We start from the raw sequence: 12264 nt of genomic DNA on the forward strand, positions 1-12264 counted from the left end.
GAGGCGCCGAGGGCAGCAACACCCCGTATCGCGAGGCGCCGTGATCTCAGCGCGTTGAGGGCGCAGCGCACGAGCCGCGTTTCATCAGCTTTGGCTGCAGCTTGTATTCTTCCTGCAGCGCATGGCTGCCGAGCACGCCTTCAAGCGCGAGCCGTGCGATCTCGTCGATCGGCTGGCGAATGGTGGTGAGCCGCGGCAGCACCAGCGAGGCCAGCGGAATGTCGTCGAAGCCAACGATCGAAAGGTCGTTCGGAACCCGAAGCCCCATGTCGTCGGCAGCGCGCAACAGGCCGATCGCCTGCTGGTCGCTGGCGGTGGCGATCGCCGTCGGGCGGGTTGCTTCGGACTGCGTCAGCAGCTGCTTACCAAGTTCTTCGCCCGAGCGGTAATCGAAGTGGCCTTCGACGATCTGCGGCTGAACGTAGTCGCCGGGGTGGCTCTTTCGGAATTCGTCGAGCCGTTGAACGAAGCCGCCGCGGCGCTCGCCGGAGACCTCGGTCGTGCCGGGACCGCTGATGTAGCCGAGCCGACGGTGGCCGAGCGAAAGCAGATGGTCCGCGGCCAGATAACCGCCCTGACGGTTGTCGACGGAGACGAGCGCATGGCCGCTCAAGGGTCGGTCGACGGTCACTGTTCGCGTGCGCGACGCCAGCCCGTCGGCAAGGCTGTTGCTGACCGGCACGAGGATCAACCCGGCCGGCAATCGTCCGAGCAGGGTTTCGATCTGCTGCTTCTCTGCGTCCGGGTCGTCATGGGTGTTGGCAAGCAGCACCGAGTAGCCCTCGGCGGACGCCAGCATCTCCACCTGTTTGGCAAGCTCGGCAAAGAAGGGGTTGGTGATGTCGGGCACGACGAGGCCGATGATGTCGGTCTTGGCGAGCCTGAGGCTGCGGCCGAGAATGTTCGGCCGGTAGCCGATCGCGTCGATTGTCGCTTCGACCTTTGCCCTGATGTCCTCGCTCACCGTCTTGTTCTTGGCAAGCACACGCGAAACCGTGCCGACAGAGACGCCGGCGCGCTGTGCAACATCCTTGATCGTCGGGTTCAAACGTTGTCTCCCACTTACGCATGTGCGACCGGCGACAAGCGAAAATCGCGCGCCAGATCAAAGTCTTGCACCAGCGACCGCAGGTTCGCCCGACGGCGCTGATCTTCCTCTTAAATCAGAGAATGCCGCGAACTGGTAGCAGCTTCCAGCACAATTTTCTTTTTGATGAAACGTTTCATATTGACAGCTATGCCGCCTTTCTATCTTCTAAAGCTCGAAGCGGACCACGCATACTCATGCGATGAAACGTTTCATTGGTGGTTGGAGGACCATCTTTTCACCGGAGGAGAACCCATGAAATTTTCCCTGTACGCATCTATCGTCGCACTTACCTTTGCCACCGCATTGCCGACGCTTGCCATGGCCGCCGATAAACCCGTCGTCGGCCTCGTCATGAAGTCGCTGGCCAACGACTTCTTCAAGAACATGCTGGAAGGCGCCGAGGCGCATGCCAAGAAGCGTGGCGACTACGAACTCAAAGCCATCGGCATGCAGAACGAGACCGATTTCGAGAGCCAGCTGAATGGTGTCGAGAACTTCATCACGCAAGGCGTCGACGCGATCGTGATTGCGCCGGCCGACTCCCGCGCCATGGTCGCGCCGCTGAAGAAGGCGATGGATGCGGGCATTGTCGTCATCAATTTCGACGTTTCGCTCGACGAGCAGGCAAAGAAGGACGCCGGCGTCGATCTGGCCTTCGTCGGCCCTGACAATCGCGGCGGCGCCAAGATGGTCGGTGATGCGCTCGCCAAGGATCTCGGCACCGGCGGCAAGGTCGTGATCCTCGAGGGCAATCCGGGCGCCGACAATGCGGCACAGCGCAAGCTCGGCTTCGAGGATGCGATCGCGGCCGGCAAGCTCGATCTTCTCGATTCCCGCACGGCGCATTGGGAAACGGAAGAGGCCAATTCCGTCTTCTCGACCATGCTGACGGCGCATCCCGATATCCAGGGTGTGCTCGCCGCTAACGATTCCATGGCGATCGGTGTCGTCAAGGCGCTCGACGCGGCAGGTCGCAACGACATCAAGGTCGTCGGCTTCGACAATGTGCCGGCGGTCGCGCCCATGCTGAAGGACGGCAAGCTTTTGGCAACGGTCGACCAGTTCGGTTCGCAGATGGCGGCGAACGCCATCGACAAGGCGCTCGAAGTCGTGGCCGGCGGGCCCAAGCTCGAAGGCTGGGTGAAGACCGACATCGAGCTCGTGACCAAGGACAACGTGAAATAGCCCTGAGACCGCGCGTGCGCACCGGGCAGCGCCCGGTGCGCTTCGGCAAGGACAGCATCCGCCGCAAGCCAATGGTTCGCGTGCGCGATTGCTGCGTTTCAAAAGGGCTAGGTCATGATGAACACGCAAACCGTGAAGGCGGAAGCGGCCGGCGTTTCGATGCCGCCGGTTCTGGAACTGCACGATGTTAAAAAGGCCTTCGGTGGCACCAAGGCACTGAACAGCGTCAGCCTCTCCATTCAGCCGGGCGAAGTGCACGGTCTCATCGGCGAGAACGGTGCCGGCAAATCGACTTTGATCAAGGTTCTCTGCGGTATCGTCCGTCCGGACGAGGGCGCAATCAATCTCGCGGGCCGGCCTTACGCGCCGGCAACACCGCGCGAAGCCAAGGCCAACGGCCTCCAGGTGGTGCACCAGGAATTCAACCTTCTGCCCCATCTGTCGGTGGCGGAAAACATCTTCATCGAGCATCTGCCGCGCAACGCCTTCGGCGTCGTCAGACGGCAGGAGATGCATGCCGGCGCACGGGCCGCACTCGACGCCATTGGCCTCAGCGACATAGACGTGCGTTGGCCGGTCTCGCGCCTCGGCATCGCCCACCGACAGTTGGTCGAGGTGGCGCGCGCGCTGATGACGGAAAGCCGTATCCTCATCCTCGACGAACCGACGGCGACGCTGACGTCGCGCGAAACCGAGCGGCTGTTCAATATCGTCAGCGACCTTCGCCGTCGCGGCGTCTCGATCGTCTTCGTCTCGCATCATCTCGACGAGGTCTTCCGCATCTGCGACCGGGTGACGGTGTTGCGCAACGGTGAGACAATGTTCTCGCGGTCGATCGCCGAGACCAATCAGGACGAACTGGTGCGCGCCATGGTGGGCCGCAAGCTGCAGCAGCAGATGGCGAGCGAAGTGGTCTCGTTTTCTCGGCCGGCACAAGCGTTGTCGCTTAACCGGTTTCGGCCGCTGAAATCGCCGCACGCCGAGGGCATTTCACTTGAACTGCACAGGGGCGAAATCCTGGGGATCGCCGGGCTTGTCGGCTCCGGTCGCACCGAGCTACTGCGGGCGATCGCGGCCGCTCAACTGCCGCTCTCCGGCGAGCTCTTCCTTGAGGGGAACCGCGCCTCCTTCCGTTCGCCGCGCGAGGCGATCAATGCCGGTATCGGCTTCGTGACCGAGGACCGGAAGGAGGAAGGTCTGATCCTCAACATGCCGATTTCGGCCAATGTCACGCTCGCATCCCTCTCGGACGTCTCGCGTGCCGGAATTCTCGACAGGAAGGCGGAAATCGAAGTGACGGAACGGCTCGGCGCCGAGCTCAAGCTGAAATATGGCGGCCCCGGCAAGAATGCTGCGACGCTCTCGGGCGGCAACCAGCAGAAGGTGGTGCTCGCCAAATGGCTGGCACGCAACCCGAAGGTCCTGTTGCTCGACGAGCCGACACGCGGCGTCGACGTCGGCGCCAAGGCGGAGATTTATGCCCTGATCCGCCAGTTCGCCGAACGCGGCTTGGCGTTGTTGATCGTCTCGTCCGAGCTGCCGGAACTGATGACCCTCTCGGACCGCATCCTCGTGATGTCGCAGCACCGTGTCGTCGGCGAGCTGTCGCGGCCGGAATTCTCCGAAGAACGTATCCTGCAATTTGCCTACCAGGGCGAGCAGCAACAGGTGAGGCAGTAAGATGCAAGCACTCGAAAAGACAAAATCCGGCGAAACCATCGACACGCGCCGGCTTTCGGGCTGGTCGCCGAAGGTGCTCCTGCGCGACGCCGGCATCGGCTTGGCGCTCCTGCTTCTGATCGTCTTCTTCTCGGTCTCGACCGAGCATTTCCTGACGGCCAACAACGTCTCCAACATCCTGACGCAGATCACCATCAATCTGATCCTCGCCGTCGGCATGACCTTCGTCATCCTGATCGGCGGCATCGATCTCTCGGTCGGCTCGATGCTCGCTTTCTGCGCCGTCGTCGGCGGCACGGTGCTGACGATTCCCGATCTCTCGGTGTTCCAAGCGGTCGCGCTGGCAACGCTCGCCGCTGTCGGCACCGGCGTCGTCTGTGGTTTCCTCAATGGCTGGATCAGCGCCTTCTGGGGGCTGCCTTCCTTCATCGTCACGCTCGGCATGCTCAATATCGCCCGCGGTGCAGCACTTCAGGTGACGGATGCGCGCACGATCTATTCGTTTCCGCCGAGCTTCAACGCCTTCGGCTCGCAGATGATCTTCGGCATCCCCGTCGTCTTCCTGATCGCGCTGCTGCTCGTCGCGATCGCCTGGTTCGTGCTGTCGAAGACGGTGTTCGGCCGGCTGCTCTATGGCATCGGCAACAACGAAGAGGCGGTACGTCTCGCCGGCCATTCGCTGATGTTCTACAAGGTGGCGGCCTTCACGATTGCCGGCGCGCTCGTCGGCATTGCGGCCATGGTCTATATGGCCCGTCTCAACATCGCGAGCCCGATCATCGGCATCGGCTTCGAATTGAACGCGATCGCCGCCGTCATCATCGGTGGCACCAGCCTCAATGGCGGCCGTGGTACTGTGATCGGCACGCTGCTAGGCGCCTGCATCACCGGGGTGCTTGCCAACGGCCTCATCCTGTTCGGGCTCAGCGACTTCATGCGCCAGATGATAACAGGCGTCGTCATCATCCTTGCGGTCATCATCGACAAGTATCGCGAGCGGCTGACCGGCATTTAGGACCGGGAGCCACCGTGCGGGCGGATCGCCGCCCGTCGCAACCGACGAGACACGGTGAAGGACAGGGTGGTCGGGTCGATAGACCCGCCCGCGGGGATCTCTGCGGCCTGGCTCCACGCAGAAGCAATTAGGAAGGTTAGGCTGATGCTCAAGAACATCGATCCGGCGCTGAACGCCGACGTGCTGCACGCGCTGCGCTCAATGGGACATGGAGACCGGATCGCGATCGTTGACGCGAATTTTCCCGCCGACACCATCGCCCGCCACACCCGGCTCGGTCTGCCGTTGCACATTGCGAATGTCTCGGCCGCGCGTGCGGTGCGCGCCATCCTCTCCGTCATGCCGCTCGACACGCCGCTGCAGCCTTCGGCGGCGCGGTTGACGCCGGACGGGGCGGCGGGCGAGCTGCCGGAGGTGCAGCGCGAGGTGCAGGCCGAGGTCGCGCGCGCGGATGGTCCTCTTTCGAAGATGTATGCGATCGAGCGTTTCGCCTTCCACGAGGAAGCCAAGCGCGCCTATTGCGTCATCGTCACGGGCGAGGCGCGCCGCTTCGGCAGCTTCCTCTTCACCAAGGGCGTAGTGTCGCCAGCCAGCCACTGGGACGAGGCCGTCGCCGAGTGAGAGCCACCTTGGGGAATAGTCGCCGGCGGCGGGCGCCGCCAATCAAAGGGTCGCAAGTTCCCGATTGGAAAGCACGCCATCATTGGCGCGCCTTATCTCGACCTTCCGTTCGAGCTCCGCGACGATGTCTTCGCTGAACTCGATCGAGGTCAGCTCGGCGATCTCCGGCAGGGCGCCGGGTGTGAAGACATTGACCTCCACCAGCTTGTCGCCGACGACGTCGAGGCCGACCAGGAACATGCCGTCGCGCACCAGCTTGGGGCGCATCTCCTCGGCGACGGCGAGCATCGCCGGGGTGACGACGGCGGCGACAGGCCGGCCGTTGACATGCATGTTGGAGCGTAGCTCGCCTTCCGCCGGAACGCGCCGCACGGCGGCGTAGGTATCGCCACGCTTGAGCGGCCGGCCGTTCATCAGGAACAGGCGGACGTCGCCTTCCTTCGCTGCCGGCAGGTACTCCTGCGCGATCACATAGCCCATCTCGCTGACGGCCTCGAAGATCTGGTTGAGGTTCGTTTCATGGCTGGAGCCGACCTTGAAGACGTTCTTGCCGCCGGAGCCCTGCAACGGCTTCAGGATGACGCCCTCGGGATGGGCGTCGAGGAAGGACCGGACCTCCTCCATGTGCTTCGTGATCAGCGTGGTCGGACGGACGACCTCGGGAAAACCCTGCAGATAGAGCTTGTTTTGTGCTGCGGCCAATCCGTCCGGATCGTTGACGACGATCGCGCCGCGCTCGGCGGCGAGCCGCCCGAAGATGATGCCGGCCTGGGCCGCCCAGGGCCGTGTGGCGGCGTCCTCCGAAGGGTCGTTGCGCAGAAAGAGGATCTGGATGTCTGTAATGTCCAGGACCTCGCGCCGGGTTGCGTCGCTCCGCAGCGCCGCGATAAAGGTTTCGGCCGTGCGCGGCTTTGCCGTTCCGAGAGAAAGCGCATGGACGATCAGTCGGCCGTCGGGTGCCAGAACGAAATCGCCGGGCGTGACGTAGGCGATCTCGTGGCCGCGGGCGAGGGCTGCGAGCGCCAGCGACGTCGTCGCATAGAACGTCTCTTCGCCCTCGATGGAGTTGACGAGAAAGGCAATGCGCATTCGGTTTCCTACTCTGCGATCAAGTCGAGCGGGGACAGTCCCCCTTGGGCTCGCTGAAGTCGGTCGCGCGCTTTGACCTCATCGAGAAAGATAGGGCGGAGCGCTGCGGCACCAAGGAGGCCGCGCAGGCTGAGCTCCTGGATCGCGCTGAAATGCGAGGCGGCGATCTTGCCCATCCAAAACGGTTCGAGACTGCCGCCGCGGGCCAGATGATCGAGAAGCTGCAACAGGCCGCGCAGGTAGATCGCGTCCTTGACCAGCCCGCCGCCGCGATAGATGCGCAGCGTGATGTTGAAGGCTTCGGCGGCGGTAAAGCCATGTCCGTCGACGAGCAGCCGGTAGGTCTGCGGAAAGGGTGCGCCGTCGAGCATGGCGGCGCAGCCGACGACCCGTGCTGCCAGCACGCGCAACCGGTCGATCGTCATGCCGGCGCTCAGATATTCGGCAAAAACAGCGAGCCCCTCCTGCATGCCTTCGTAACCGGCCAGTCCGGAGCGGAGGATACGCAGTCCCTGGGCAGAACCGTTGAAATAGGTCAGCAGATGCACGCCGATCTCGTGGTTGAGCAGCGCCTCGACGCGATCGGCGTCGAGCGCGGAACTCCTGGCAATCAAAAGCTGGCCGCGAGAAACGAGCAGGCCGGCCGGCAGGTCGTCGCGGATGTCGATGGAGGCGGAAAAATCGGCCGACTGGCGCCGATAGGCCGTTATCATCGCCTGGGCGCGCTCCCTTATGTACCCGCAATCGCGCCTGTCGGCGCTCGATGACGGGGCGTCGGGATCGGGCGCCGTGCGTGCCAGGATTTCGGAGGCGGCGTCATGAAGCGTGGCTTCCACCGGGCCGTACAGGGCGCGGCCGAACTCGACGAAGGTGCGGGTTTCCCGCGCCGAGATCATCGACAGCTGCAGGTCGACCTCCTGCTGCTTTTCCCGGTAGAGGGCATAGAGCAGCGGATCTTCCAGGTGTTCGAAATTGAGCGAGAAGAGCTTCCGTTTGGCCGTCTCGATCTGCAGCGTCAGCGGGCGGTAGTAGAGGCGCGGGCTCTTGGAGAAGCCGCCTGAGGCGAACTCCGCCCAGGCGGCTTCCGCGTTGATGGGGGTTACTGCCAGCAGGAAGTCGAAGCTCGACGCGATCTCGTCGATGCCGCGGTCGGCGCGCACGACGGCATCGACGAAGGCCTTTCGGCCGAAAGCGCGGTGCGTCGGCAGTCGAAAATCGTCCGATTTTGCGCGGGCGAAAGCGGCAACGGCTCTCAGCCCAGCGTCGAAGACGCTCGCGACCAGCCGCTCGCGCAGTTGCGGATAGATGCGGCGCGTTCCCGGCTCGCAGTAGATCGGCGCGAAGCGCACCGTCAGATGCGGATAGTCGGGCACAAGCGCCTTTCGGCCTGTCGTCGTCGGGCGCTCGACGAGCGTCACATGCGGCGTGCGGAACTTGCCTTCGATCGTCGCCGCCGTCTCGATCAAGGCCTTGGCGGCGACCTGTTCGGCGGCGCGCGCGCCGGCGACCACCTCGATCAAGAAGGGCGGAAGGAAGGGTGCGTCCTTGGCGGGCGGATCGTCGCTTTCGAGCTCGCCGAATTCGAGCACGATGAACAGGCCGAGACGCTGTTCGATCACCCGCCCGACGCGCTCGATGATTGCGGCGGCAGTATCGATGTCCGGCGCCAGCAGATAGGCGGCGTTCGCCTGGGCGATGTCGCGCGCCACCGGCTGCTGGTGCCCGGCGGCGATGTGCACGCAAAGGAAGGGAACGAGGCGGTCGATGTGCAGCCGCCCACCCTCGCCGAAGTCCCGCCGGACGGCGCGGCCCTCCGTCAGCCGGCCGATGGCTTCGTCGAGCCAGACCGGAGCCGAACTCGTGGGTGCCGCTTTCTCCTCCGTCATCGCTGCCTCGCCAGCGTTTCGGTCAGGATCGGGACGAGCGAGCAGACCAGCGTCCGCAGTGAACGAAGCGCCTCGATATCCGGCTTGCCGGTCCACTCGTCCATGAAGGTCTTCTTGAATTCGATCGCGATCGCACAGCCGGTCTCGGGAAAATGCTCGTGGATGAAGCGCGTCTGCTCTCCGCGCCCCTGGAAGGCGACGTTCTCGCGCACATCCACGGGTCGGCCGTCGATACGCGCGCCCCTGAGCACCGACATCAGCGTATCGATAACACCGGCCCACCTGGCTCGATCCATCGAGGCGGTGCCGATGTTGATTTCCGGGGCTTGGTCGGCGGCCGTGGGCGCCGCTTCCGGTCCCTGTCGCCGGTGGTTGTAGCTGTGCATGTCGAGCACGATGAAGCGACCGTGGCGGCGCTCGATCGCCGCCAGCATGGCATGCAGCATGGCATAGTATTCGTCGTGGACGGCGAGGGACGCCTCGATCATCTCGACGGGCGGATGTTCCCGCCAGACGGAAAGGCCCCAGGCTTGCGCCGGTTGAAGATAGACCGCACCGGTGCGGGCACGGTTGAGATCGACCTCGAAGCGGGACCTGTGAACGACGATGCGGTTGGCAAGATCGCGGATGACGAATTCCGTGTACGGATCCTCCTCGCGCAGCCGTTCCTCGTCCGTCAGGGCGGTGAGCGCGCGGGCGTCGCCGCGCATGGCATGCCCGTTGTGGATCGCGGTGCCGACGATTGGCCCGTCGCCGCGTTGCACGGTCCACCAGGTGGTTTCGCTGGCTGAGCGGAACTGTTCCGTCGGCTCGCTTGGCATCTTCGCTCCGGCACTCCCTCGCTCTGGTCGCTACGGGGGTGCAACTCCCCGGTGGCCCGAAGGGTTCCGGAGCCGAGGAAAATTCCCGGAGGCCGTCGAGACGCAAGATCACTCTGCTCCGACAGCGGTCTTCACCGTTTCTGCTGGCCGATCTCGCCGAGAATCCACTGGCGGAAGGCGCTGATTTTCGGGGAGTTTCGCCGGCTTTCCGGATAGACCAGCCAATAGGCCTGGCTCTCGTCGCAGAGCAGATCGAAGGGTTGGATCAGGCGCCCGTCGGCAAGTTCCGTGGCAAAAAAGGCCGGCGTCAGGATCGCCACGCCCTGTCCGGCGGTCGCCGCATTCCCCTCATAGACCTGGGCGCCCATGCTGGCGCCGGGCCGGCTCGCAAGCCCTTCCACCGGCACGTTGGCGGCGGCAAACCACCGCGCCCACCAGGGATCGCCGGGGTCGAGAAGCGGCAGCTGCAGCAGGTCGGCCGGTTCCTTCACGCCGCCGATGCTGGCCGCAAGGCCCGGGCTCAGCATCGGTGAAAAGTCGGCGTCGATCAGACGGTGGGCCGCAAGTCCCGGCCACGCGCCGCGGCCCGAGCGGATGCCGATATCGACCTCCTCGCGGCTGAAGTCGACGAGATGCGGCTCGGTCTGAAGGCGCACGGCAAGCGAGGGGTGGGCGATCTGAAACGAGCCGAGGCGCCGCGCCAGCCAGTTGGAGGCAAAGGTCGCGATCGTGCTGATGACCAGCGTTCCCTGGGCGCCGCCGCGCGCGTTCACATAGGCTTCGCTGAGCTGCTCGAAAACCTGCGTCACCACGGGGGCGAGCCGCTGGCCGACCTCGGTGAGCGCGATCTGGCGCGGGCGGCGCAGGAACAGCGGCGCGCCGAGCCGATCTTCGAGCACCTTGATCTGATAGCTCACTGCGGCTTGCGTCATGCCGAGTTCGCTTGCGGCGTTGGTGAAGCTTCCATGGCGCGCGACCGCCTCGAAGACGCGTATCGCCGTCAATGGTGGGAGCGGAAGTGTCTTATGCATTAAATGGCCTTATGCATGGTGACCGATATTCGATTGGAAGTTGATGCCGCCCACAACCATTTTCAAGGTCCGTCCATTAGACGGATTGATGAAGAGGATGACGGCTATGACAACCATTCAAGTACGTAGTTTTTCGTCGACAAACGATTTTTCCGTCGGTTCCTGGCTGGCGTTCCTGTTCGCGAGGAAGAGCCGGACGACCGATGTCGTCGACGTCAGGGATCTGTCGGATCACCTGAAGCGGGATATGGGCTTTCTCGACGGCAACCGCCCCGAGGGGCACGACCTCCCGACCACGTGATTTCGCCCTATCGCTTGATTTCGAAAGACCCGGGCGGCCCTCCCACCGCCCGGGTCTTTTCATGCCCGCGACGCGTCGTCGTCGTCGGGGAGCAGTTTTCCACGACCCGCCTGCTCTTTGGGTCAGAATTCCTTTAATCTACTAGTTAAGTGGATAATCTCGGTAATGTCCGGTCGACGCAGCTTTGCGGCGGCCGCCTGAGATGAGGTCCATGATGAGCATGCTGCGGCAATATGAGCGTTTGAGTGCGATCCGCGAGGTCCTGCAGGGCCGGCTGGAACTGCACGAGGCACGCGATTGTTTTGGTTTCGAGGATATCGAGGATGGCACGGTCCACGAACTCAAGGACCGTATCGCCGAACTCTCCGAGGAGATTTCGACCTTGAAAAGCCGCTGCGATCGCTATCAAAGCTTTGGCCGTCGGTGATCAAACCCGCCAACAATGACCCCAAGTGACGGCGGAACGCCGTCGATGAATGGAACATCCCCATGACATTGCATGTGAATTCCCGCGTCGCAGATTATGCGATCAATCCGCTTTTCCTCGAGCGCTGGTCTCCGCGCGCCTATTCGGGTGCCGAGATCTCCGAGTCCGAACTGTTTCAGATTCTCGAGGCTGCCCGCTGGGCGCCGTCCGCCTACAATGCCCAGCCTTGGCATTTCGTCTATGCGCGCCGCGGCGGCGAGGGCTGGGAGAGCCTGCTCGGCCTCCTCAACGAATTCAACCGGAGCTGGGCGGCGGAGGCCTCGGCGCTGATCTTCGTGCTGTCGAAGACCTCTCTGCTGCCACCGGGCGCCAGCGAGGAAGTGCCGTCCTACACCCATTCCTTCGACGCCGGTGCCGCTTGGGGTGCGCTGGCGCTGCAGGCCGCCCATTCCGGCTGGCAGGCGCACGGCATGGCCGGTCTCGACTATGAGCGAGCGCGCGCCGAGCTTGGCGTGCCGGAGAACTTCCGGATCGAAGCGGCCGTCGCGATCGGGCGCCTCGGCGACAAGGCGCTGCTGCCGCAAGCGCTGCAGCAGCGCGAGCAGCCTAGCCCGCGCAAGGCTCTGTCGGAGATCGTATCGGAAGGCCGGTTCGTCGCTGGCTGATCCTTAAAACCAGGTACCGCGGGGAGGTGGGGCTTGCCGGCCCGACCTCTCAGGGGTCGTCGCTCTCATCCCGACTGGTCTCGTTCAGCGCCTGCACGGTGACAGCTGCCACGAGGCCGGTCAGGACGATGCCGGAAAAGCCGATCACCAGTGCCAGCACCCGCGCGCTCAGATGCTTGGGCGTGATGTCGCCATAGCCGATGGTCAGGCCCGTGACGAAGGTGAAGTAAAGCGCCTCGTCGAGCCGCCAGTCTTCGATACGCCAGATGATGATACCGGCCCCGACCATCACGATCAGGATCGCCGAGAAGATCGGCCAAAGCAGCTGAAGCTGCTGGTAGAGATTGAAGAAAAACCGGCGTCGCATTCTTTTCGTCTGCCGCCGGCGTTGAGACTCTGCCACCGCATTCCTCCCTCTCGCGGGTAGGCCCGATGCGAACCAGCCACGCCCTC

General features: G+C 63.9%; 13 protein-coding genes. 7 read left to right on the forward strand and 6 right to left on the reverse strand.

Going from position 1 to position 12264, the window contains the following annotated elements:
• Positions 1-46: 46 nt before the first annotated feature.
• On the reverse strand, positions 47-1048 hold the full coding sequence (locus IB267_RS25120) for a LacI family DNA-binding transcriptional regulator (RefSeq protein WP_192450141.1): 1002 nt from the start codon (positions 1046-1048) through the stop codon (positions 47-49).
• Positions 1049-1342: 294 nt separating this feature from the next.
• Here IB267_RS25120 and IB267_RS25125 point away from each other — a divergent pair, with 294 nt between their 5' ends.
• From IB267_RS25125 to IB267_RS25140, 4 genes are all read left to right on the forward strand, one after another.
• The gene (locus IB267_RS25125; RefSeq protein WP_192450142.1) at positions 1343-2275 is read left to right on the forward strand and encodes a sugar ABC transporter substrate-binding protein; all 933 of its coding nucleotides are present in this window, start codon (positions 1343-1345) and stop codon (positions 2273-2275) included.
• A gap of 117 nt (positions 2276-2392) precedes the next feature.
• A complete protein-coding gene (locus tag IB267_RS25130; RefSeq protein WP_192450527.1) occupies positions 2393-3955 on the forward strand; it encodes a sugar ABC transporter ATP-binding protein in 1563 nt (520 codons plus the stop codon).
• Position 3956: 1 nt separating this feature from the next.
• The gene (locus IB267_RS25135) at positions 3957-4970 is read left to right on the forward strand and encodes an ABC transporter permease (RefSeq protein ID WP_192450143.1); all 1014 of its coding nucleotides are present in this window, start codon (positions 3957-3959) and stop codon (positions 4968-4970) included.
• 144 nt (positions 4971-5114) lie between these two features.
• On the forward strand, positions 5115-5591 hold the full coding sequence (locus IB267_RS25140; protein WP_192450144.1) for an RbsD/FucU family protein: 477 nt from the start codon (positions 5115-5117) through the stop codon (positions 5589-5591).
• Positions 5592-5633: 42 nt separating this feature from the next.
• Here the strand turns inward: IB267_RS25140 and IB267_RS25145 are convergent, their stop codons facing one another.
• From IB267_RS25145 to IB267_RS25160, 4 genes are all read right to left on the reverse strand, one after another.
• Positions 5634-6680 carry a glutathione synthetase gene (locus IB267_RS25145; protein ID WP_192450145.1) on the reverse strand — a complete coding sequence of 349 codons (1047 nt, stop codon included), beginning with the start codon at positions 6678-6680 and terminating at the stop codon, positions 5634-5636.
• Positions 6681-6688: 8 nt separating this feature from the next.
• The gene (locus IB267_RS25150; RefSeq protein WP_192450146.1) at positions 6689-8566 is read right to left on the reverse strand and encodes a flavohemoglobin expression-modulating QEGLA motif protein; all 1878 of its coding nucleotides are present in this window, start codon (positions 8564-8566) and stop codon (positions 6689-6691) included.
• On the reverse strand, positions 8563-9387 hold the full coding sequence (locus IB267_RS25155; RefSeq protein ID WP_192450147.1) for an N-formylglutamate amidohydrolase: 825 nt from the start codon (positions 9385-9387) through the stop codon (positions 8563-8565). The genes IB267_RS25150 and IB267_RS25155 overlap by 4 nt, the downstream gene beginning before the upstream one ends.
• A 131-nt stretch (positions 9388-9518) precedes the next feature.
• Positions 9519-10418 (reverse strand): LysR substrate-binding domain-containing protein, encoded by a 900-nt coding sequence (locus IB267_RS25160; protein WP_192450148.1) that lies wholly within the window; start codon positions 10416-10418, stop codon positions 9519-9521.
• Between the two features lie 106 nt (positions 10419-10524).
• On the opposite strand from IB267_RS25160, the gene IB267_RS25165 reads away from it, so the two are divergent.
• The 3 genes from IB267_RS25165 to IB267_RS25175 all read left to right on the forward strand — a co-directional run bounded on the left by IB267_RS25165 (position 10525) and on the right by IB267_RS25175 (position 11811).
• Positions 10525-10719 (forward strand): hypothetical protein, encoded by a 195-nt coding sequence (locus IB267_RS25165; RefSeq protein ID WP_043612968.1) that lies wholly within the window; start codon positions 10525-10527, stop codon positions 10717-10719.
• Between the two features lie 211 nt (positions 10720-10930).
• Complete coding sequence (locus tag IB267_RS25170; protein ID WP_371742633.1) at positions 10931-11146, forward strand: hypothetical protein; 216 nt, start codon at positions 10931-10933, stop codon at positions 11144-11146.
• A gap of 62 nt (positions 11147-11208) precedes the next feature.
• Positions 11209-11811 (forward strand): nitroreductase family protein, encoded by a 603-nt coding sequence (locus tag IB267_RS25175; RefSeq protein WP_210336006.1) that lies wholly within the window; start codon positions 11209-11211, stop codon positions 11809-11811.
• Positions 11812-11860: 49 nt separating this feature from the next.
• Here IB267_RS25175 and IB267_RS25180 read toward each other — a convergent pair whose 3' ends face one another.
• Complete coding sequence (locus IB267_RS25180; RefSeq protein WP_192450149.1) at positions 11861-12178, reverse strand: potassium channel family protein; 318 nt, start codon at positions 12176-12178, stop codon at positions 11861-11863.
• Between the last annotated feature and the right edge of the window lie 86 nt (positions 12179-12264).

It is taken from the genome of Ensifer sp. ENS09 (genome assembly GCF_014852425.1).
Lineage (GTDB): Bacteria > Pseudomonadota > Alphaproteobacteria > Rhizobiales > Rhizobiaceae > Ensifer.

What these genes read in the sequence shown, in the direction of transcription:
- IB267_RS25125 (WP_192450142.1), top strand. Translation starts at nt 1,343, where the DNA reads ATGAAATTTTCCCTGTACGCATCTATCGTCGCACTTACCTTTGCCACC.
- IB267_RS25130 (WP_192450527.1), top strand. Translation starts at nt 2,393, where the DNA reads ATGAACACGCAAACCGTGAAGGCGGAAGCGGCCGGCGTTTCGATGCCG.
- IB267_RS25135 (WP_192450143.1), top strand. Translation starts at nt 3,957, where the DNA reads ATGCAAGCACTCGAAAAGACAAAATCCGGCGAAACCATCGACACGCGC.
- IB267_RS25140 (WP_192450144.1), top strand. Translation starts at nt 5,115, where the DNA reads ATGCTCAAGAACATCGATCCGGCGCTGAACGCCGACGTGCTGCACGCG.
- IB267_RS25145 (WP_192450145.1), bottom strand. Translation starts at nt 6,680, where the DNA reads ATGCGCATTGCCTTTCTCGTCAACTCCATCGAGGGCGAAGAGACGTTC.
- IB267_RS25150 (WP_192450146.1), bottom strand. Translation starts at nt 8,566, where the DNA reads ATGACGGAGGAGAAAGCGGCACCCACGAGTTCGGCTCCGGTCTGGCTC.
- IB267_RS25155 (WP_192450147.1), bottom strand. Translation starts at nt 9,387, where the DNA reads ATGCCAAGCGAGCCGACGGAACAGTTCCGCTCAGCCAGCGAAACCACC.
- IB267_RS25160 (WP_192450148.1), bottom strand. Translation starts at nt 10,418, where the DNA reads ATGCATAAGACACTTCCGCTCCCACCATTGACGGCGATACGCGTCTTC.
- IB267_RS25165 (WP_043612968.1), top strand. Translation starts at nt 10,525, where the DNA reads ATGACAACCATTCAAGTACGTAGTTTTTCGTCGACAAACGATTTTTCC.
- IB267_RS25170 (WP_371742633.1), top strand. Translation starts at nt 10,931, where the DNA reads ATGATGAGCATGCTGCGGCAATATGAGCGTTTGAGTGCGATCCGCGAG.
- IB267_RS25175 (WP_210336006.1), top strand. Translation starts at nt 11,209, where the DNA reads ATGACATTGCATGTGAATTCCCGCGTCGCAGATTATGCGATCAATCCG.
- IB267_RS25180 (WP_192450149.1), bottom strand. Translation starts at nt 12,178, where the DNA reads ATGCGACGCCGGTTTTTCTTCAATCTCTACCAGCAGCTTCAGCTGCTT.